Here is a 21,558-nt window from a genome sequence, read left to right as displayed (position 1 = left end):
TAAACAGCGGCATTGGTCCATTGCTGGATAAGCCGCCTTACAGACGCGCGCCTCTGAGCGATTCACTGGGAAAAGTCAAGAAGAGTCGCCGCGCTCAGGTCACCAATCTGAGCGGTTCACCTTGCCGCGTTTCGATTTGACATCGCTGCGCACCTTTTTTGCCTTCAGGCGCTGTGTCTTGCCGACTCGATTGACCCGCGATTTGGCTCGCTGTTTGGGCCTTTGGTGGGCGGCTTCAAGCATTTCCTCCAAACGTTGGCGGGCAAGGCTGCGATTCGCGTCTTGAGTGCGGTGTTGGCGCGCAGTGATAAGAAGGTCGCCTGCGGTGGTCAGCTTGGATCCTGCGAGCTCGCGAAGCCGGGCAAAGACCGGTGGAGACAGGCGCAGCGCATAAATATTGACGCGCAATTGTACCTCGGTCGCGACCTTATTGGCGTTCTGACCACCCGGGCCTGACCCTGCGAGGAAATTCTCCTCTGCCAATGCATGGGCGCGGTCGAGAAGGTCTTTATCCATCTGCTTCGTGTTGTGGTTCTGCTGCCGGTCTTTCTTGTCCGATTTCGGGCGGAGTAGGCGCGGTGAGCCCGGCGCGGAGGAAATCCTCTGGGAATGGAGCAACTGCGGTGATCGCCGGCTTGTTGCCACGCTCAACCGTGAAGGTTTCTGCATGCAGCATGGTGCGCGGCGCACCTTTGTTCTGGCCGCGAACAGGCCCGTAAACCGGATCACCCAAGAGCGGTGCACCAAGCCCAAGCAATGAATGAACCCGCAATTGGTGCGTGCGGCCGGTTTCTGGACGGAAACGGATAAGCGAGCGCACTTTTGCGCCTTCACCAATGGTCTCAATCAACTCCCAATGCGAGATCGCAGGCTTGCCCTTTTTCGCAGCAATCATCCGCCAACCTTTTTCTGCAGAACTGATCTTGGAAAGCGACAGCGCAATCGTGCCAGAGGTTTCGGCCGGCGCAGTGTCGATAATTGCAAGGTAGGTCTTGCCCACCAGCCGGTCTTCAAACGCTTTGTTAAAGCGCTTCAACGCCTTTGGATTACGGGCCAATAGAAGGCATCCAGACGTATCAGTATCGAGCCGGTGCACTGGAACCGGGCGGCGTTGAAAACCGAGTTTTAGTTCATCAAGATGGTCGTTAAGGCAAGGGCCGCCTCGTTTGGGGCGATCAACCGGCAGGCCAGCGGGCTTGTTGATCACAAGCGCTTCGCCGTCCTCGAAAAGAATGGGGATGGAGGTCATAGGACAAGCCCCTATCCCTTCGCTCCGAGCTTGTCGAAGGATGTTTGCACTACTCAAGTGGTGGAAGCAGCCGGTTTTGGGCTCGCTAGACGAGTTTAGCCGAAAATAGGCCGCGCACCGCATTTCCGAGTTGAAAACCCTCAGCCAAATCATCGAGCGTTATTTCCGCTTCGCGCGCCTGGCCTTTTTCGATCAGATATTCACGCAAGATACCGGGTAAGAGGCCATGCGATGCCGGCGGGGTGAGCAATGTGCCATCGCGCTCAACGAAAATGTTGGTGAAACTGCCTTCGGTAACAAAGCCATCTTCGCGCACCAGCAATGCCTCATTTGCGCCATGCGCCCGGGCTGCTTTCAACGCATCCTCATAAAAGCCGCGGTCGGTGGTCTTATGCGCAAGGCGCCAATCGCTGGGGTCAAGCGTGCTTGGTAGGGCCACAGCAGAAACGGGACCGCCGAACGGCATTGGCATAGCGTCGGTTTGGATCACGCACGCCCCGCTTTTTGCGACAAAGAGGCGGACCTTTGCAGGCTCAGAAAGTTCAAAAACCAATGCCTGAATTTTGTTGCGCAATGCATGACGATCAAATTCAAACCCAAAGGCAGAAGCGCTGCGCTTCATACGTGCAAGGTGCAATTCGAGAAGGGGGATTCCTTCTTCAGGATCGAATGCCATCGTCTCGATGAGATCAAAGCCTGGCGCCCCGCCCCCCCTTGCGAAGCCCGCTTTCACCTCGCATTCGCGGCGTTCGGTTAAAGGCTCGCTATCGGCTACAATTGCTGAACCCACACCCAGAATTGCACTTCCGTGTCCGTTCTCAGTCGGGGTTAGCCTGAGTGTGCGAATGGCCACATTGAAGGCCGCCGAGCCATCCGCACCTATCCGCCCAATCGCCCCGCAATATGGCCCGCGCGTATCACGTTCGACCTCTTGGATTAATTCCATTGCGCGGATTTTGGGGGCGCCAGTGATCGAACCACACGGGAACATCGCCTTTACCAGTTCGCTTGCGCCCATACCCTCGGCAAGCTTCGCGCGCACGCTTGAGACCATTTGATGCACGGTTGGATAACTCTCAATCGCGAAGGGCGTATCCACCCGAACGCTGCCTGGGGCAGCCACGCGTGACAGGTCGTTGCGGATGAGGTCCACAATCATCAGATTTTCGGCTTTGTCTTTGACCGAGCTTGCCAGTTCTTCTGCCAAAGCGGTGTCTGTTTCGGGATCGCTGCCCCTGGGGCGCGTGCCTTTCATCGGCTTTGCCTTGGCGCCTCCTTCCGGGTCGAGCGCCACAAATAGCTCTGGCGAGAAGCTCAGCAGCCAATGCGAACCATCGAAAATCACCCCGCCATACCCAGCGTTGGCCTCGCTTCGAAGCTGAGAATACAGCGTCAACGGATCACCGCGATAAGACCCGGCAAGGGGATAAGTGAGATTGGCCTGATAAATGTCGCCCGCGCGAATGGCCTCGCTCAGTGTTTCGAATGCGGTTTCATATCCGGCAGGTGACAGCTGAGGTTCGAGCGGGCCGAGGCTTGCATCTCCTTCAGAGCGCGCCGCGAGCCATGCGGGCATATCGGCCGCCGCAATCCGTGTCGGCGCATCAAACAGGCCCAGCCACACCAGCGGACCGTGTGCTCCGCTCCGCGCATCGGCCAAAGGGGCAAGCTTGCCTTCCAGAACAAGACCCGCCTCATATGCGATCATCCCGGCAAGCTCACCGCCGTCGGACACGGCGTTTCGGCGCGCAGCTTCTGCAGCTTCAAGCGTGGGGATGACTTCTTCGGGTCGGTGGGCAACAAACACTTCGCGCGGTGCCGAAAACACAAGCGTATCCGCCGCCCCGCCCATATCTCGGGCGTCGTCGAGCAATACAAAGCACTTTGAATCCACAGGCTGACCCATCGCCTTCGCTTTAGGCTGCTCCACCCCCCAAGTCGATAGGGTGCTTTGGCTAATTGGCTTGCGCAAGGTTGACCAAGCCCTCGCTCGCCGCCACACCGAAACAAGGAAATTCGGCAAAGGGTTAAGCAAGGTATGAGCGAGATTTTTCTGGGTCTTGGGGGCAATGGCGAAAATCAAAGCCTCGCCTTATCGCGGGCCAACCGCCACGGACTCATCGCAGGGGCGACCGGCACGGGTAAAACGGTCACGCTCCAAGGCTTGGCAGAGAGCTTTTCCGCGGACGGAGTCCCGGTTTTTGTCGCCGATGTGAAAGGCGATTTGTCCGGTATCGCCATGCCCGGAAGTGCGAAATTCAAACACGCCGATAAACTCGAAGGCCGCGCCAAAGAGCTTGGCATGGACGATTATGATTACTCCGATAATCCGGTGATCTTCTGGGACCTTTACGGTAAGCAAGGGCACCCGATCCGCACCACGATCACCGAAATGGGGCCGCTGCTCTTAGCGCGTTTGCTCGATCTCAACGATACACAAGAAGGCGTGCTGCAAATCGTCTTCCGCTATGCTGATGACAATGGCTTGTTGCTCCTGGATTTTGGCGACCTCCAATCATTGCTCCAATGGGCGAATGAGAATGCAAAGGAGCTCTCAGGCGCAGGATATGGCAATGTGTCGCGGCAATCGGTGGGCGCGATCCAACGGCAATTGCTTTCCTTCGAATCGCAAGGCGCGGATCATTTCTTTGGCGAACCCGCGCTTGAGATCGATGATTTTCTCAAGAAGGACGAAGAAGGGCGCGGTTATGTAAACGTGCTGGCCGCCGACCAATTAATGCGTTCGCCAAAGCTTTATGCGACCTTCCTTTTGTGGCTTTTGGCTGAGCTGTTTGAGAGCCTTCCCGAAGTGGGTGATCCGGAGAAACCCACGCTTGTATTCTTCTTTGATGAAGCACACCTTTTGTTCGACGATGCGCCCAAGGCGCTACAGGACAAGATCGAACAAGTCGTTCGCTTGATCCGTTCAAAAGGCGTGGGCGTTTACTTCGTCACCCAAAACCCGATCGACATTCCTGAAGAAGTCGCAGGCCAATTGGGCAACCGCGTCCAGCATGCCCTTCGCGCTTTCACCAAACGCGACCAACGCGCGATCAAGGCGGCAGCCGAGACGTTCAGGATCAATCCCGATCTTGACGTCGAAGAGGCTATCACAGAACTGAAAGTGGGTGAGGCACTTGTCTCTACCCTCGACGAAGAAGGCGCGCCTACTGTGGTGCAGCGCACTTTGATTAAGCCGCCGCGTTCACGTCTTGGCCCGGTGAACGCAAAAGAACGCGCCATCATCCAATCGGTCAGCCCGTTTGACGGGAAATATGACGAAGTCATCGACCGTCAAAGCGCCGAAGAGGTGCTCGCACAAAAAGCGTCGGACGCGGTTGAGACCGCCAAAGAGGTGGAGGAAAAAGGCGAGGTTGAGGTCGCCAAGCGCAGCCGCAAGAGCAAGTCCATCTGGGAAAAAGCGATGTCACGCGGCGCCAAAGTTGCCGCTGGTAGTGTTGCAGGCGCAGCGGCAGCGGCGGTTCTGGGCAAAAAGTCGCGCTCTAACCCCATGCGTTCCGGGCTGACATCGGCGGCAGGGTCAATTGCGACGGATCTGGCAGGGCCAATCGCCGGACGATTTGTCCGCAACCTTATTGGCGGATTGATGCGGTAATAGGGCCGCTCGCAGGTCGCCGTTTTGCCTCAGGTCTTGCTCTGGAGATGGTGGTTGTCCTGTCCGATGGCAGGGGTATTGATCCGCTCATCTCCGCCGTCCCCTTCTGCCCCGAGCGAGCGAGGCAGAAGGCGGGCTTGATCTACGCGAATCGCTTTGATCAGACATGGTCACTCACAGCTATCCAAGCGGTGAATGGGTCAGCTTGAAGCTTTCAAAGTTGAGACGGCAGGGCATCTTGAACTCCACGACCGCGTCGCCCCCGCATTTACAAAGCAGTGCCTTTGTATCCTCGCGTGCATCACCATTGAGCGAGGCGAGATAATCAAGCGAGCGCTGGAACATCCATAGGCCGAAAGGTAAAGCGGCGCGCTGACCTGTCACGCCTTCAATGGTGAAATCGGCCATGCCAACAGTGCGCGGCACCTCGGCATCGGGGTTCTGTGCGGCCCATCCGTCCAAAAGCTCTGCAACTGATTTGAGATAGGGAAGGTGTTCGCGCATCATTCGCGCAAGGATTGGCACGAGCGTGGCTGGAATCTCGTCATCGGCCAAAAATTCACCTGACAAAGGCTCAGGCTCGATCATGCGCTCAACCCAGCGAGCAACATTGGGCGCAAGCCGCTTCATCAGCTCGCCGCTCTTTGGATCGCGGTAATTGTGCGCATAAAGTGGGCCGATCAGCCCATAGTCGCCAATGCTGGGCCGCGATCCGAACAGAAAATCGTGAGAACCAAAATGGGCGTCCAGCTCGCCCAAGAGCGCCTCATAGGAGGCTTCGATCGCCGGCGCGGTATGCTCATTGATACCCAGCATCGGCACAAAGCCTTTGAACATGGCGCCGCGCTGTTTGCCGGCTTCATATTGGTCTTGCGGCGTTCCACCGGGCAAAGCGGTCTTGCCAAATTCTGAGTAGATCCATTCTTCATTGTAGTGCCAGCGATAATGCATAGCAGGGATCACCAGCCACTCATCCCCGAAGCACTCAAGCAGCAGGGCGGCGAGACGTTGACGTGGCGTTTCGGGATAGATCGACGGCCCATTCGCCTGTCGCTCGAAGTGGTCGATTATGACAGTCGTGTCTTGGAGGAGTGTGCCATCATCCAATTGTATAACCGGGATCACTGGTCTCCCGACCTCAGGGATAACCTTCGATATAAAGTCAGGATCGCTGGGCAGCTTTTCTGAAAATTCGACCCCCTTCCAATCGAGATAGGCGCGGGCTTTTCCCGAAAAGAGTGAGGGCGGTGCGCCAAACATGGTGACACTCATCGAAAAATCTCCTGTGCAATGTTCGTAAAACTAAAGTGGTAAACGGATTTCGCTGCGAAGACCGCCTTCGTTACGGTTTGCAAGCACTAAAGAGCCTCCATGCGCCTCTGCAATCGCGCGCGCCAATGTCAGGCCTAACCCTGTACCGCCGGTCGCCCGATTGCGGGATTCCTCGCCTCTGCTGAAAGGTTCCAGCATCCGTGCAATGTCGTCTTCCGCTATACCGGGACCATCGTCCTCGACGCGCAAAATTGCATGGTTTTCTCCGCGGACCATCGAGACCTGAGTGGTTCCGGCATAGCGCACGGCATTAGAGGTCAGATTGCGCAAGGCCCGTTTGATCCAGGTGACCTGAACCTGCGCGACAAGGCGCTGCGGATTGATGATGGTGACGGGATCGCCAAGGTCTTCAAACTCTTCGACAATGCCGATCGCAAGCGCTCCCAAGTCGACCGCCTCGGTTTCAAGCGATCCTTTGCGGCCCATTCGGGCAAGCATAAGAATGTCATCGAGCGTTACCGTGATATCCTCAATCGAAGCGGCCATCTTATCGCGCTGATCGTCATCAGAAACGCTTTCAATCCGAACTCGCAAGGCGGCCAATGGCGTTTTTAAATCGTGCCCAATCGCGCCCAGCATCACATCCTTTTCGTCCAGTAAGGCGGCAATGCGCGCTTCCATAGTGTTGTGCGCGGCGATCAGGCGGCGGGTGTCAGCAGGCCCTGTTTCTTCAAGTTCAACAACGGTGTCGGGATCGTGGGAAAACTCGGTCACTCGGGTGGTGAGTGTGGCCAAGGGCCGGGTGAGGCGGCGCAGTACGAAAAACAGAACGATCAGCAAAAAAGCAAAAGTGACGATTGTTTGGACCAGCGCAATCCCAAGGGCTCCTTGGGGAGGGCGAGGAGCAAGCAGTCTTACCGTCTCCCACTGGCCACCGCTTTCACGTTGGATCGCAGCGATCACCACTTGGTGATCTTGCCAAGTTGGGCTGGCAGTAGGCCGCGGGCGACGCTGTGACAGGCGTTGGATACCGGGATCATCACTTGCAGGTATGACCGCAACAAACATTTGGCGAGGGGTTACGTCCTCGCCATCAAGAACGGTGCGAAGGCGTTCTGTAAGGTCAGGGCGACGAAGGTCCTCTGCGATTCCCGAGGGAGCCTGCGGAGATACGGTATAACGCAAGCGTCGCGGCAAGCGATCTTGTGCGATCCGCTCCGCTGTTTCGCCTCCTGCTTCGCGCAGGCGTCGTCTTTGTTCGCGAAAACGCTGCCGCTCGGCTCGCTCGGCTGTGCGCTGCGCCCATTGTGATCCATTGATAAGGCGAAAGGCCGCCGTAGTGACCGCTGCATTCTCGCGGCGATCTTCGCCAGCCCGATATAGAAGGGTGACAGAGACCACCTGCGAAATCAGCAAGGCGAGCGCGACGCTCACCAGTACCTGAGCAAACAGGCTGGAAGGCAAAAACCGCTTCATCATTGTGAAGGTCCCGGCGGTACGCGCTTAACACCCGCTGCAAAACGATAGCCACCACCGCGCACCGTCAAAATGAGCTGAGGTTCGCTTGTGTCGGTTTCAATTTTGCGGCGCAATCGGCTCACCTGATTGTCGACCGCGCGGTCGAACAATTGGGCGGTTCGCCCTTGAACAAGATCGAGCAGCAAATCACGGTCCATCACCTGCCGCGGGGAATCGAGAAAGGCACGCAGAAGGCGGAATTCTGCCGTCGAAATGGGAACAGTTACCCCTTGGCTATCGGTAAGCTTGCGCTTTAGCGGATCCAGGGTCCAGCCTTCAAATTCGTAATGCCAATCCTCCATATCGCTTTGGGCGGAGGGTGCGCGACCAATGCGGCGCAGTACAGTGCGGATGCGCGCGACCAACTCGCGCGGCTCAAACGGTTTGACGACATAGTCATCTGCGCCAAGTTCAAGCCCAAGGATACGGTCCATGGCCTCGCCTTTCGCGGTCAGGAAAATCACTGGAAGGCCTTGGGTTTCAACCAGATGCCGGCACAAGGACAAGCCATCTTCGCCAGGCATCATAATGTCGAGCAGCACGATATCGGGACGCATTTGCGTCAGTTCAGTGCGCGCAGCCGCTGCGCTTTGCGCCTGGGTCACTGTGAAGCCTTGACCTGCAAGATAATCGGCCAAAGGCTCGCGCAAAGTGGCCTCGTCATCGACCAGCAGGATAGAGGTGGGCGCTTGGGATGTCATATAGCTGGTATTCTCCATGAAAGGTGTCGGCCCGGTAAGCAAGCTTTAGGGAGAGCTTGCTTACCGGGCCGAGGTATTGGCATTCACGATTAAGTATGACTTCCGGGGGGGAGGGGACTGAAAAAGCCATACTCGTAAGCAATCGTGCCTGCCAATGGAGAGATGGAGGCTTACTTAGCGCGGCGTTCCTGCCGTTCAGAACGTGCGTTTGCACGTTCCTCAGCCGTGATTGTACCTGAGCCGTCTTTGTCCACTCGGGCAAAGCGCGCTTCTACGCTTGCATCGAATTCGGCCTTAGTCACGATCTTATCGCCATTTGTGTCGGCCCGGCGTAGCATACGCATGGCGCCGCGCTCACCGCGTTTGCCACCGCGGCGCATCTCGCCGTGCCGGTCTGCCCGTTTGGAGCCACGCTCGGCCCGACGCTCGGCCCGACGCTCGGTCCCACGTTCGGCTCGGCGCTCACCTCTGCGTTCAGCGCGAGCTTCGCGGCCTGCTAGCATTTCAGCTTCGGACAATCCGCCACTGCCATCGGTGTCCAGCCTCTCGAACATGCGGGTTTGACGCTCTGCTGCGCGGGCTTGGCGCTTTGAGGCGCGTTCTGCATGTGCGGCGGTCATTTCAGCCGGGGTTATTTCGCCATCGCCATTGGCATCTGCTTTGGCAAAGCGAGCCTGAGCGCGGGCGGCGCGATCATCTTGGCTTATTTGCCCATCGCCATTGGCATCCATGCGGGCAAATCGTTTATCCGCTTGGGCCTTGGCTTCAGTCAGAGTGACCTGCCCGTCTCCATTGCTGTCGGCACGGGCCATGCCGCGCTCGCCTTGTTGTGCGTAGGCAAGGCCTGCACCACCAGCAACGAGGGCGGCAGCTGCGATTGAGAGAGTTAGTTTGCGCATTGGGCGTTCCTTTTTTGTTGTTCTCGCGGGGTCATTTTTTCTTTTCGAGGAATTGCGAAAGAGGTCATTTGGTCAAGAGCAATCACCCTTGACGGCTATGCTTCGTTCCAAAGTGCGATCGACTGGCCCCTAACTCACACGGGTCATAGGGGGTGGGGAGCCAGTCTTTCGCGTCTCTTCCGCAACTCACAGTTCCCCTTCTAGAGCGTCAATGTCGCAGGAGTATGCCAAAGGAGGCTAAGATTGTCGCGGTTTGTATCAGGTCGTGAGACGCGTTCATGTATGCGCAACTTGCACCATTCTTTTACGATTTTTGCACGGGCTTGTCGCGGTTCTAGCGCGGGCGGTGCTGAGTGCCTTCGCCAGCTGTGATAAAGATTGCCGTCGCACTCTCGTCCACATCGGCAATATGCCAGACGCCGCGCGGGTTGATCGCAAACTCGCCCGCTCCAATGGGTGTCGTTTTGCGCGTGCCATCAGGAAATTCCTGTGTGAGGACCATCGCGCCCTCAGTGCAGATCACGACTTCCTCACCCTTGGGATGCATTTCCCAGCTGTCCCACCCTTGGGTGAAGGTGTGCTGTGAGACCAGGCGTCCTTCAGCCCCATCGCCTCCGTGCCGCGCGCCGTATCCTGCGTACCATTCCATGCCGTTAAATGGCGGTTGGGGCACGGCGGTTGCGCCGAGCCCCAGATGCAAGAAGGTGTCGTTAAGTTTGGGCGCGGTCACGACTGAGGAGGCGTCATGCAAAAGACGTTGAGCTTGTTCCCGTCCAAATCGCGGAAATAGCCTGCGTAGAAACCATCGTCACCGCGCGGACCCGGTGCACCTTCATCGCTCGCCCCATTGGCCATTGCGACGTCATAGACCGCTTTCACCTTCTCATGGCTGTCCACTTGCAGCGCGACCATAGTGCCATTGCCAACGCTTGCCGTATCGCCGTTGAAAGGTTTGGTGGCAGCAATGCCAGCGGTGCCGTCTTCGAAACTGCCCCAAGCGATGAATTCGCCCTCTTCCATCATGCGGCCATAGCCCATGGCGCCAGCGACCTTGTCATAGAAGGCGGAGGCTTTCTCTAAGTCATTAGTGCCAAGCGTTACGTAACCGATCATGTGTGTTCTCCCTGATTGCGCGAATCGCCCATTTACGACTCGGCATAAGTGGAACATTAGTAGAACAAATGGCTTTGCGCAAATAGGTTTAAAGCGGCTGTGTTTCCCTCTCAACCCAAGCAAGATCCTCGCCTTCAAGCTGAGGGGCAAGAAGCGCGCGGGTTTTTGCGTGATAGTCATCGAGCCACGCAATTTCGGCCTGAGTAAGCAAGCTTTTGTCGATCAGTCGGCGATCTATCGGCACCCATGTGAGGCAGTCAAAGCCGAGATAACGACCCTCTTGGCCCTCCATATTCTGCTCTACCGTCAACACGAGGTTCTCAATCCGAATGCCAAAAGCGTCTTGCTTGTAATAGCCGGGCTCATTGGAAAGGATCATTCCTGCATGCAGCTCCGCACTGGTGCCGGCTTGCCCGCCAGTAGGCTTGGCAATGCGTTGGGGGCCTTCGTGGACGGCAAGGAAACTGCCGACGCCGTGTCCTGTTCCATGGGCATAATCGACGCCTGCTTCCCAAAGGTATTGGCGGGCAAGTGCGTCAATTTGACCTCCGCATGTCCCTTGCGGGAAGATCGCTTGATCGATCTGGATATGGCCCTTGAGCACGCGTGTGAAGCGGTCACGCATTTCAGCTGTGGGCTCCGAACCATCTGGCGTGTCGATCCAAACCGTGCGGGTGATATCGGTTGTGCCTGCGGGATATTGTCCGCCCGAATCCACCAAATAAATCGACCCTGGAGGGATCAGGATATTGCTATCCTCATCGACCTTATAATGCGGAAGCGCCGCGTGCCCGGAAGCTGCAGAAATCGTGTCGAATGATGTGTCGCGCAAATCGCCATGCGCTTTGCGGAACTCGAGCAGCTTGGCCGCAGCGGCAAGTTCATCAATTTCGCCAGCGGGAGCGGTCACCTCTAACCAGCGAAGAAAGCGGCTGACGGCAGCGCCGTCACGGGCCTGTGCGTCCATGTGCCCTTGCACTTCGGCAGGGTTCTTCTTCGCTTTAGCAAGGATAGTGGGGTCATCACGGAAGGAGAACTTTGCACCGCCTGCTCGCAGGTTTTGTGCAATCCCGACCACCCCAAAATTGGGGTCGATGCTAACCTTTTTGCCCGAGTATTCGCCAAGTGCACCAGTGAATGCGGAGCGGTCCCGGATCGTCACCGCATTGCCTAAATGCTTGGTCAGTTCAGGTGTCACCTTTTCTGGCGCGATGAAAAGCTCTGCTGTTCCATCCGAATGCACCACCACATAAGACAATGCGACCGGTGTATGGTCCACATCTTTTCCGCGAATATTGAGCAGCCATGCAATCGAATCGAGCGCAGGCACCACCACGGCATCAAGGCCCTTATCCGTAAGCCAATCGGCGATGGCCGCGCGCTTTTCCGCAGAAGATTGGCCCGCGAGGCTCTCTTCATGCACGAACGCCTCAGCATCTGAAGGCGTGGGTTGATCGGGCCACACTGCGTCAAGCGGATTGCTGTCAGCAGGGACCATAGTGATCCCGGCTGATTCAACAGCTTTCTCGATCGCCGCGACCCAGTCCCATGTGTGAAGCCATGGATCGTATGCGATCTTCGCGCCGCTTTCGCTGATATTTTTGAGCCAATCACCAAGGCTATCACCGGGAATAGAGCGGTACTCGAACAGATTTCCGTCCACCTGATCGCGCACTTGCACGGTGTAGCGGCCATCGACAAAGATTGCCGCATGGGTGAGCGTCACGGCTGCAAAGCCGGCCGAACCGCCAAAGCCGGTGAGCCAATTAAGGCGCTGGGCATAGTCGCCGACATATTCGCTCATGTGCTCGTCCGAAATCGGGATGACAAAACCATCCAGTTCGCGGCGCTTCAGCTCTTCGCGCAGAGCCTGCAATCTCGCTTCGTGGGTTTGCATTAACATGTCATCGGCTCCTATTTGCGCTGCGGGCACTTGCTACGCAGGCGTGTCTCACTACAAGCTGCACACATAGGCCTAAGCCCGCGTTCTTTCCAGCGTAGGCTTTATGCCTCAAGGAGAAAATCGGATGTCGCAATCGCGATTGGTAAGTCTTACATGTGCTGCTGCATTGATGGCGCTCACCACAAACGCCGCATCTGCAAATACCCAAGAGGATCAAACTTCCGTGTCAGCCACGCCCCCAATCGCCGAAAAGCGCGAGCACACTTATACCCATCACGGAGTAACGATTAGCGATCCGTATGACTGGCTTTACGATAAATCCTATCCCACGATCGATGACGAAGATGTGCTCGACTACGTGAAAGCCGAGAACGCCTATTTCGAGGCGAAAATGGCGGGTCAGGAGGAACTGACCGAAAGCCTTTTCAAAGAGATGCGCGCGCGGATCAAAGAGGACGATTCCACCGTACCCCAGCGGTCGGGCAATTACATGTACTGGTCCGAGTTTGAGGAAGGCGCGCAATATAGGAAGCATTATCGCAAGGCTGTTGGCGCTTCCGAAGGGGCAGAACCGCAGCTGATCCTTGACCAGAATGCGCTTGCTGAGGGGTTGGAATATTTCCGCCTTGGCGCATTGTCGGTGAGCAAAAACGGGCGCTTCCTCGCCTATTCGACCGACACCAATGGGTCAGAGCGTTATACTGGCCGGATCAAGGATTTGGAGACGGGCGAGCTTCTGGCTGATGAAATGCCAAACCTTCGCGGCGGGCTCACTTGGGTCGCTGGCGACAGCGCGCTGGTTTACACGCCTTCGACCGAGGAATGGCGCAGTTTGGAGATCAAGCTGCACACCATTGGCCAGCCAAATGACACCGACGTTTCATTGTACTTGGAAGACGATCAAAGCTTTAGCGTGGGCGCAGGCCTGACCGCGCAGGAAGACTATCTGATCATTGCATCAGGAGACAATGAGACAAGCGAAGTGCGCTTTGTTTCTGCCGACAATCCAACGGGTGAGTTGACGCTAGTCAAAGCGCGCCAAAGGGGTGTCGAATACAGCGTCGATATTCGCACTGACGATTCTGGGGCGAAGCTTTGGGTGTGGACCAATGACGACCACATCAATTTCCGCCTCGCCAAGGCCGATGTCGCCACGCCGGGGGAATGGGAGACCGTGATTGCGGGCTCCAACGATTTCTACCTCACCGATTTTGAACTGTTCGAAGGCTTCTTCGTCACCGAAGGGCGTTTGAACGGTCTCGATTCTGTGCAAATCCGCCGCTACGGCGCGCCGCTTGAGATTGAGCCGATCAGCTTCCCAGAGGCAAGCTATGATGCGGGCCTGACCTATAACCCCGAATACGATCAGACCGTGCTGCGCCTATCGTATGAAAGCATGGTCACGCCTGATACGGTCTATGATTATGACGTGGCGGCCAAGACGCTGACCACCCTCAAAACGCAGGAAATCCCAAGCGGATATGACGCATCGCTCTACACCTCAGAGCGGGTCGAGATCGAAGCGCGCGATGGGACCATGGTTCCGGTCAGCATTGTGATGCGCAAAGACCGCGCGGAAATCCTCGAGCAGGCCGGGATCGAAGGGCCGGGCCCGCTGCATCTTTATGCATACGGCGCGTATGGTTACGCCGTGCCGCCGGGCTTTTCGACCACGCGCCTTTCCCTTGTGGATCGCGGTTTCGCCTATGCGATTGCGCATATTCGGGGCGGGGATGACCTTGGCCGCCGATGGTATCTTCAAGGTAAGATGTTTGAGCGCACCAACACGTTCAACGACTTCGTTGACGCAGGACGCGGCCTGATTGCGAAGGGCTTTACCGGCGAAGGCATGGTGACGGCATCGGGCGGTTCAGCAGGCGGCGAGTTGATGGGGGCGATCATCAACCAAGACCCATCGCAATATGGCGCAATTGTAAGCCATGTGCCGTTTGTCGATGTCTTGAATACAATGCTCAACAAGGACCTGCCGCTAACGCCCGGCGAATGGCAGGAATGGGGCAACCCGATCGAAAGCAAGGCGTCTTTCGCCTATATCCTCTCCTACAGCCCATACGATCAAGTGAGCGCGCAAGATTATCCGCCCATGCTGGTCACAGCGGGCCTCAACGACCCGCGCGTCACCTATTGGGAGCCTGCCAAATGGGTTGCCCGCCTTCGCGATGTGAAGACGGATAACAATCTGCTGCTGCTCAAGACTAATATGGGCGCAGGCCACGGTGGTCAGTCGGGCCGCTGGAACTCCTTGAAGGAAACCGCTGAAGAGTTCGCCTTTATCCTTTGGCAGATGGGGATGAGCGAGGGTGCTGAGTGAGCGAACCGCATAAATTCACCCAAACCTTCACCGCCGAACCGCATCACATTGACGAGCTTGGTCATGTGAACAATTCGGTCTGGGTTACGTGGGTTCAGACACTCGCCACCGCGCATTGGTCTGCGATTGCCGATCCTGCGCACCAAGAGCAGTTCTTCTGGGTCGTGATCCGTCACGAGATCGACTATCGCGGGAATATCGCTGCGGGCGAGACGGCCACGGGCACGACCTATATTCCCGGCGATCCAAAGGGCGCGAAATCCATCCGTATGGTTGAATTCACCGATGCTGACGGAAAGCCGCTTGTGACCGCCCAAACCACTTGGGCGATGCTCGATAGGGAAAGCGGGCGGCTGGCCCGGGTGCGGCCAGAGGTGCTTGCGCCTTTTCGCAGTTAAGCGCCCAGAATAGGTCTCAGGCCCTGCGGCGCTTCTTCAAAATGCCTTCAGTGCGGGTGAAATCGCCGGGATTATCGACATCAATCGGCGCATCGGCAAAGGGCATGCGCACCACACTCATGCTCACATTCCAGCGCTTCGAAAGATAGCGTGCCATGCCATCAATCGTGGCGAGGCTGAATTTATACATGAGCATAAAGCGAAGGCCGAACGCTTTAAGGATGCGGCTGGGTTGTTTGCCGAACTGGCCGCCAGTTTTGAAAACCTGCGCCGCGTTGAGCGCCTCTGGAGAGGTCACTGCATAGAGATTGCAACTCGACCAGCCGCCGTCCTTAAGCTCGTGAAAGGCGCGTTTGCCGTCGGGATAGGCTTCCAGAATGGTGGAAGCAGGCGTCATCGCAACCGCTGCCTGGGCACCGCTGGCCAGCACTTCTGCGCAGAAATGGTCGAACATCTCTGAGGTGTGGAGCGCATTGTCGCCAGTGGAAACCGCCATGGGATAAGGGTTCGGGATAGAGGCCACTGCTTGCTCAATACTGGCAAACAGGTTCTCTCCCGCTGCCACAAATTTGAGCCGCCCTGCGTCCATCATACCGGCGAGATAAGGGACCGAGCGCATCAACTCTTCGCTCTCAATCGAGACGTAGATATCGCCTGCATGCTCGCTCTCTGCAATTTCGCGCACTACCCGGCCAAGCATGACCTCGCCGTCAATTTCGACAAGGCATTTGTGGCTTAAATTCTGCAGCTTGGCCACGGCATCTTGCGGCCCCGCGCGGCTTGCAGCGAGGACTAGGACGGTGACTTTACTGGTGTTGGCCATGGTGAACCTATCGGTTAAGATTGAAGCGCTGCGGTCAATTGGCGGGCTGGTTTGGCGGGGTCAAGCTCTGCGAGCTCCTTGAGAAGCGCATCAGCAGAAAATCCGGGTGAGGCGGCGAGGCAAGTTTCGAGCTTTTGCCACAATTGTGCATCCGACATGGGGTGGGCTTTGCTGCCCACTGGCATGGCGAGCGCGGTCTGGACGGTGCTGCCATCTTTGAGCGTTACGTGCACCTCCGTCGGGAACTCGCTTTCGAGCTTTTCGACGTATTCTTTGGTGATAAGCGGCATCAGCGCGCGAACTTCTGGTCGGTGAATGTTTGCAGGCTCGTAATCGCTAAGGCCCACGTCCCCTGCATAAAGGGCAGCTGCAAGGCTGTATTCAAGGCTGAATTTTGCCTCCGCAGGCGTCTGCGGGTTTTCATGCATTAGGTTGCGAAGATGCGCAGCAGGCGCGCGCACGAGGACTTTTTCAACCGCATTGCCGGTGATCTGATGCTCTTCCATTAGCGCAAGCAGACAATCAAGCGCCCGGTGGAGGCTCCCGCAATTGGGGAAGCGTTTGATCTTAAGGCCATGCTCGGTGACGTGGAGCGAGGACCCGACATTCTCGGCATTGAAGCGCATCGTTTGACCGTGCTCTGCCTTGCCTTCCATCGCCTGCGCGAGCTCCTCCACATCTTGACCGACCATAAGCGTGCGAAGGCCCGTCGCGCCTTCAAGCGTGTCAGTGCCTGCGGTAATCCCAGCACGCGCCATAAGGGCCGCTTGCACGCCGCCGCTTGCCGCGAACCCTGCGTGCATGGGTTTGGTGTCGGAGCCAAACTGGCTCATAAAACCGCCAGATAGGCTGGTCGAAAGCGAGATTGCGTGCGCCGCTTTTTCGGCATCCAAACGCAAAAGCCGGGCGCAGGCTGCAGCTGCTCCAATGGCCCCCATGGTGCCCGTCGCGTGCCATCCTCGGCTGCGATGAAACGGATTTACGGCCTGGCCAACCAACCCCATGATCTGAAGGCCTACGATATAGCCGTCTAGCACATCGCCAATCGCCGCATCTTCAGCGTCGGCCAGAGCGAGCAATGCTGGAATTAGGACCGCGGACGCATGAGCTTTCGCCGGATCGAAATTATCGTCGAAATCGAGCGCGTGGGCGCAGGTGCCGTTGAATAGGGCTGCGCCAGGCGCAGGCAAGGACGCGGATCGCGCTGTGGCTCTCGAAGGTCCGCTCCCCCAGCTTTGTACCACTGGCCATAGTTTTGACGGAGCGCTGTCGTCTGCTCCGGGTACCATGCAGGCGGCTGTATCGATCAGCGACCGGGTCGCGGTGTGGAGCGCCTCTTCAGGCCAATCGCGCGGGCTCTCAGCGACCCATTTTGCGTAAGCTTCAAGCGCAGATGACGTAGCGGAATTGGACATATAGACGCCCCTTAGAGCGGATTGCCGTCCTGGTCTCGGAAAATCTCACGCCTGCCCACATGGTTTGCAGGTCCAACCAGCCCCTCGCTCTCCATCCGCTCAATCCATTTGGCTGCGGTATTGTAGCCAACACCCATCTGGCGCTGGAGCCAAGACCCGGACGCTTTTTGGTTTTCAATCACGATCTGGCAAGCTTGGCGATATTTGCGCTCATCCGGGTTGTCGGACGCGGTGAGTTCGTCCTCGAAATTGAGCCCGCCGCCATCTTCGGGCTCCTCGGTGACGGCATCGACATATTCGGGCGCGCCTTGGGCTCTCCAGAAATCGGCCACCGCCTCAACCTCGTCATCGCTAACAAATGGTCCGTGGACGCGGACGGTCGCCCCGGTGTTGGGCTTATAAAGCATGTCGCCTTTGCCCAGCAGTTGTTCCGAACCTTGCTCACCCAAAATGGTGCGGCTGTCGATGCGGCTGGTGACCTTAAAGCTGATCCGGGTTGGCAGGTTGGCTTTGATCACACCTGTGATGACATCAACCGATGGGCGCTGCGTTGCCATAATCAAGTGAATGCCTGCGGCCCGCGATTTTTGCGAAAGGCGTTGGATAAGGATCTCGATTTCCTTGCCCACGGTCACCATCAAGTCGGCAAGCTCATCAACGATCAGCACGATTTGCGGCAGCGGCGCGTAATCGAGCTGTTCTTCTTCAAAAAGCTGCTCGCCCGTATCGGGGTCGAAGCCGGTTTGAACCCTGCGACCAAGCGGTTTACCCTTGGCAATCGCGCTGCGCACTTTTTCGTTAAAACCGGACAGGTTCCTCGAGTTGATCGAGCTCATCATGCGGTACCGGCGCTCCATCTCCTCGACCGCCCATTTAAGGGCACGCACGGATTTATGCGGCTCGGTCACCACCGGGCTTAAAAGGTGAGGGATGTCGTCATAGGTCTTAAGCTCAAGCACCTTGGGATCGATCAGGATCAGGCGGCATTCTTCCGGCGTAAAGCGGTAGAGGAGCGACATCAGAATGCAGTTGAGACCAACTGACTTACCCGAACCCGTGGTCCCTGCGACGAGCAAGTGAGGCATAGCGGCAAGGTCAGCGACAATCGGTTCGCCTGCGATATCTTTACCCAAAATGATCGGCAGCGCGCCCTTGCTTTCGGCAAAGTCTGCGCACGCCGCCAGTTCCTTCAAAACAACCATCTGGCGATCATTGTTAGGCAGCTCGATCCCCATCACGGTCTTGCCCGGAATGGGGGAGACGCGCGCGGAAATCGCGCTCATATTGCGGGCGATGTCTTCGGCAAGGCCCACAACGCGGCTTGCCTTAATGCCCGGCGCTGGTTCCAGCTCGTACATGGTGACCACAGGGCCGGTGCGCACGGCGGTAATTTCGCCCTTTACATTGAAATCGTCGAGCACGTTTTCAAGCAGGCGCGCATTGCGTTCGAGCGCCAGCTTATCAAGTTTGGGCGCGGTATCTTCTGGCGCATCGGCCAGCAGATCGAGGCTGGGCAATTCGAAGTTGGCGAACATGTCGCGCTGGTTCTTTTTGGCCGCCGGGTTGGCGCGTTTGGGCGGAGCAGAAGGATCGCTGATTTCTGGTGAACGGCGCGGTGTGTGCTCTGCCTTCGGCTCCATCTCGACCTTCTTGCCTCGCCGTGCCTTCGCGGCCGGCGCAGCGGTTTCGTCACCGTCATCGGCAAATGTGAGCGCGGGCTCTTTGCTGCCAAGAAACGGAATTCGCGCCGCAATTGCGCTGCCAATAGACGAATTGCGGACAAAATTGGGCAAAGTCATTAGCGCCCGCCAATCAATGGCAAAAACACGGGTGAGCAGTGTTGTCCCGCCTGCAAGACATAGGAACGCGGCCGCCAGTGTGATCCAGCCAGAGGCGGTTTCGCCAAAGCGTGAGGCAGCGGCTTCGATCCCGGTTGCACCCAGAAGGCCCGATACGCCGCCCAATTGTGCAGGCAATGACCCGGTGCTTGTATCAAAGGTGAGCGATACCACGGTTCCCAAAAGGACCATTGCGATGAGCAGAAGCCCCATTGGCAGCCACCAACGGGTTTGTTCGCCTTCTTCAGTGTCAAGCTCCACAGACCGCCACAGCTTGCGCGCTGAGATATAGAGAAGAGGCAACAAAAGAATGCCCGGCAAGCCAAAGGCAAACAACACGCGGTCTGCGGCCCATGCGCCCCAGCTGCCCATCCAATTGCTAACCTGCGCAGGATCTGCTGCGGTGGAAGGGCTTGGATCGGTTTGAGTATAACTTGCAAGCGCGAGCCCCAAGAACACCATTGTAAGCAAAAGCACGCCTGCGCCGGTCATCTGCGCCGTGCGGCGAATGCTGCGGCGAAGGCCGACGCGCCAATCTGCGGTGGGGGGCTTGCGTGTGCTCACTGCTCTGCTCGCCATAGGGCGTGTGCCTTATTTGGAATTGGATGGGAACACATCATGAATCCTCGAAGAGTCCGGGTCAAGCAAAGAGCGATAAGCGGCGCTGCTAATCTATTCACGCTGCGGGCGTACCACGCCCTCTCCAACGTCATTAGCGGCCATTTAACTCAACCCATCAATCGCAGCCCAGCGATCCGTTCTTAATGTGCGGGCCCTGTTGGCGTTCATACCACCAAGGGCAATCACCGGGACGCATGAATGCTGAGCCAATAGATGAAAGCGAGCGGCCCCAAGTGTCTGACCGCCGGGGTGAGAATTTGTGACGAAAACTGGTGAGAGAAGCACCGCATCAGCGCCGAGCCTATTGGCAAGGCCAATCTCTTCCAAATTATGCACGGCCGCAAGATGCAATAGGCCTTCGCGCTTAGGATATAGCGCGCGCGGGGCACCATAGATGCCATCTGCTCCCCACTCCTTGGCTGTAAGTGCGCTGTCGGAGAGTATGACGGTGTGATCATGCGCTTTGGCGATACGGCGGAGCGCGCGAAAGCGCTGCCAGCGGTGCGGATCATCCAAATGGTAGTGCCGGTAGATAAATCCGCTTTCCCGAGGAAGGCGGGCCAATGTCTTTTCAAGCAGCGCATCATTGCGCGCATCGGAGATGGCCCAAATTTTGGGAAGAGAGATTGAGTTTCGCACAGCACCGCTATAGCGGATGCAGCATGGAAAGTGCATCCGATAAACACGCCCTGGAACGTTTAGGGGAAGTCCGCGCAAACATTGCCCGCATGTGTAAGCCATCGCGGCGCAAGGCGGAGGATGTGACGCTAATCGCCGTCAGCAAAACCCATCCGGCTGAACGGATCATTCCGCTGCTGGAGGCTGGACAGCGCATCTTTGGTGAAAACCGCGTGCAGGAAGCCCAAAGCAAATGGCCCAAGCTGCGTGACGAATATCCCGATGCCCAGCTTCACCTGATCGGGCAACTTCAATCCAATAAGGCCGAAGAAGCAGTCGAATTGTTCGACGTCATCCATTCACTTGATCGGCCGAGCCTTTTGAAAGAGCTTGCGAAAGCGATGGACAAGGCGGGACGGCGCGTGCCTTGCTTTGTGCAGGTCAATATTGGCGATGAAGAGCAAAAAGGCGGCTGTCCGATTGCTGAGCTACCGGAACTTCTCGCCAAAGTGCGAGAGGCTGACATTCCGCTTGCGGGCCTGATGTGTTTGCCGCCTTCGGGAACAGAGCCCGCGCCGTTCTTTGCGTTTCTGGCCAAACTTGCAAAAGACAACGGCGTAGCAGGTCTCTCCATGGGGATGAGCAGCGATTACGAAACCGCGGTGCAATTGGGCGCAAGCCATGTGCGCGTAGGCACGGCTCTTTTTGGTGCTCGTGAATGAGCAAGCTAGGATGAGCGAGAAGGCAAGAGCTTTTATTGAACGTTGGCGGCCAGTCCTGGAAAGCGGGGCGCTTGTCCATTTCGCCTATGGGCCTTGCGCCGCCGAAACGGGGAACCACTGCCAGATCGCGGATCAGTTTGTAGAAGCTCTGGGCTTCAAAACCATTGGCTTTAATTGGCAGCTTCTCGACGCAGGCGCGCCTCAAGGTGAGGTGCGCTCGGGCTTGGGCGAGCTTGTGAAAGCACTTACCGAGGATTTAGTGAACCCAAGCCGGCCTTGGCTGTCCCATCAAGAGGGAGAGGCATGTGCAAAAGAGTTTCTTGACCTGTTTGAGGCGCCGGCTCTGACCCTTGTCTCAAACAGATATGATGGTCTTTGGAATCCCATCGCAAGCGCGGCAACCGAATGGGGTTTCGTCGGGTTTGACCACGAAACAACTGCTCTTTTGCTCCTCGCAGAACGCTAAGGCCTCATTCTTTATGCAACAAAAAGGGCGCCTCCGTCTCCGGAAGCGCCCATC

Annotated in this window: 19 protein-coding genes; 5 read left to right on the top strand and 14 right to left on the bottom strand. The window is 57.2% G+C overall.

The genetic code is table 11. The features are described from left to right. Positions 1-99 precede the first annotated feature (99 nt). The 3 genes from arfB to pabB form a co-directional block, all read right to left on the bottom strand. A complete protein-coding gene (gene arfB / locus ABJ205_RS08145; protein WP_348159885.1) occupies positions 100-516 on the bottom strand; it encodes an alternative ribosome rescue aminoacyl-tRNA hydrolase ArfB in 417 nt (138 codons plus the stop codon). Next, positions 509-1,249: an RNA pseudouridine synthase gene (locus ABJ205_RS08140; protein ID WP_348159883.1), complete on the bottom strand. Its 741-nt coding sequence runs from the start codon at positions 1,247-1,249 to the stop codon at positions 509-511. The genes arfB and ABJ205_RS08140 overlap by 8 nt, the downstream gene beginning before the upstream one ends. Before the next feature lie 85 nt (positions 1,250-1,334). After that, a complete protein-coding gene (pabB, locus tag ABJ205_RS08135) occupies positions 1,335-3,155 on the bottom strand; it encodes an aminodeoxychorismate synthase component I (protein ID WP_348159881.1) in 1,821 nt (606 codons plus the stop codon). Between the two features lie 132 nt (positions 3,156-3,287). On the opposite strand from pabB, the gene ABJ205_RS08130 reads away from it, so the two are divergent. Continuing rightward, entirely contained in the window at positions 3,288-4,865 is a 1,578-nt protein-coding gene (locus tag ABJ205_RS08130; RefSeq protein ID WP_348159880.1) for a helicase HerA-like domain-containing protein, read from the top strand. 180 nt (positions 4,866-5,045) lie between these two features. On the opposite strand, the gene ABJ205_RS08125 is transcribed toward ABJ205_RS08130, so the two are convergent. From ABJ205_RS08125 to ABJ205_RS08095, 7 genes are all read right to left on the bottom strand, one after another. Then, entirely contained in the window at positions 5,046-6,137 is a 1,092-nt protein-coding gene (locus ABJ205_RS08125; RefSeq protein WP_348159878.1) for a glutathione S-transferase family protein, read from the bottom strand. A gap of 30 nt (positions 6,138-6,167) precedes the next feature. Continuing rightward, a complete protein-coding gene (locus tag ABJ205_RS08120; protein ID WP_348159877.1) occupies positions 6,168-7,616 on the bottom strand; it encodes an ATP-binding protein in 1,449 nt (482 codons plus the stop codon). After that, positions 7,613-8,356 (bottom strand): response regulator transcription factor, encoded by a 744-nt coding sequence (locus tag ABJ205_RS08115; protein ID WP_348159875.1) that lies wholly within the window; start codon positions 8,354-8,356, stop codon positions 7,613-7,615. Before ABJ205_RS08115 ends, ABJ205_RS08120 begins: the two co-directional genes overlap by 4 nt. A 170-nt stretch (positions 8,357-8,526) precedes the next feature. After that, complete coding sequence (locus tag ABJ205_RS08110; protein WP_348159874.1) at positions 8,527-9,255, bottom strand: hypothetical protein; 729 nt, start codon at positions 9,253-9,255, stop codon at positions 8,527-8,529. Positions 9,256-9,589: 334 nt separating this feature from the next. Next, positions 9,590-9,985 (bottom strand): cupin, encoded by a 396-nt coding sequence (locus ABJ205_RS08105; protein WP_348159872.1) that lies wholly within the window; start codon positions 9,983-9,985, stop codon positions 9,590-9,592. Beyond that, positions 9,982-10,368: a VOC family protein gene (locus ABJ205_RS08100; protein ID WP_348159870.1), complete on the bottom strand. Its 387-nt coding sequence runs from the start codon at positions 10,366-10,368 to the stop codon at positions 9,982-9,984. The genes ABJ205_RS08105 and ABJ205_RS08100 overlap by 4 nt, the downstream gene beginning before the upstream one ends. A gap of 88 nt (positions 10,369-10,456) precedes the next feature. Continuing rightward, entirely contained in the window at positions 10,457-12,271 is a 1,815-nt protein-coding gene (locus tag ABJ205_RS08095) for an aminopeptidase P family protein (protein WP_348159868.1), read from the bottom strand. Between the two features lie 124 nt (positions 12,272-12,395). Here ABJ205_RS08095 and ABJ205_RS08090 point away from each other — a divergent pair, with 124 nt between their 5' ends. Continuing rightward, positions 12,396-14,603, top strand: a complete 2,208-nt coding sequence (locus ABJ205_RS08090; RefSeq protein ID WP_348159866.1) for a S9 family peptidase — start codon at positions 12,396-12,398, stop codon at positions 14,601-14,603. Continuing rightward, positions 14,600-15,001: an acyl-CoA thioesterase gene (locus ABJ205_RS08085; protein WP_348159865.1), complete on the top strand. Its 402-nt coding sequence runs from the start codon at positions 14,600-14,602 to the stop codon at positions 14,999-15,001. The genes ABJ205_RS08090 and ABJ205_RS08085 overlap by 4 nt, the downstream gene beginning before the upstream one ends. A 16-nt stretch (positions 15,002-15,017) precedes the next feature. Here the strand turns inward: ABJ205_RS08085 and ABJ205_RS08080 are convergent, their stop codons facing one another. From ABJ205_RS08080 to ABJ205_RS08065, 4 genes are all read right to left on the bottom strand, one after another. Next, positions 15,018-15,824 (bottom strand): NTP transferase domain-containing protein, encoded by an 807-nt coding sequence (locus ABJ205_RS08080; RefSeq protein ID WP_348159863.1) that lies wholly within the window; start codon positions 15,822-15,824, stop codon positions 15,018-15,020. A gap of 14 nt (positions 15,825-15,838) precedes the next feature. Beyond that, on the bottom strand, positions 15,839-17,239 hold the full coding sequence (locus ABJ205_RS08075) for an MmgE/PrpD family protein (RefSeq protein WP_348159862.1): 1,401 nt from the start codon (positions 17,237-17,239) through the stop codon (positions 15,839-15,841). Positions 17,240-17,250: 11 nt separating this feature from the next. Beyond that, on the bottom strand, positions 17,251-19,656 hold the full coding sequence (locus tag ABJ205_RS08070; protein ID WP_348159861.1) for a DNA translocase FtsK 4TM domain-containing protein: 2,406 nt from the start codon (positions 19,654-19,656) through the stop codon (positions 17,251-17,253). A gap of 144 nt (positions 19,657-19,800) precedes the next feature. Next, positions 19,801-20,337: a thiamine phosphate synthase gene (locus ABJ205_RS08065; protein ID WP_348159859.1), complete on the bottom strand. Its 537-nt coding sequence runs from the start codon at positions 20,335-20,337 to the stop codon at positions 19,801-19,803. A 23-nt stretch (positions 20,338-20,360) separates the two neighbouring features. On the opposite strand from ABJ205_RS08065, the gene ABJ205_RS08060 reads away from it, so the two are divergent. Beyond that, positions 20,361-21,038: a YggS family pyridoxal phosphate-dependent enzyme gene (locus tag ABJ205_RS08060; protein WP_348159857.1), complete on the top strand. Its 678-nt coding sequence runs from the start codon at positions 20,361-20,363 to the stop codon at positions 21,036-21,038. Positions 21,039-21,048: 10 nt separating this feature from the next. Beyond that, complete coding sequence (locus ABJ205_RS08055) at positions 21,049-21,504, top strand: hypothetical protein (RefSeq protein WP_348159855.1); 456 nt, start codon at positions 21,049-21,051, stop codon at positions 21,502-21,504. Positions 21,505-21,558 lie beyond the last annotated feature (54 nt).

It is taken from the genome of Erythrobacter sp. (genome assembly GCF_039988855.1).
Lineage (GTDB): Bacteria > Pseudomonadota > Alphaproteobacteria > Sphingomonadales > Sphingomonadaceae > Erythrobacter.
Note: the sequence above shows the minus strand (reverse complement) of the source record. Positions and strands in the feature narration are given on the sequence as shown.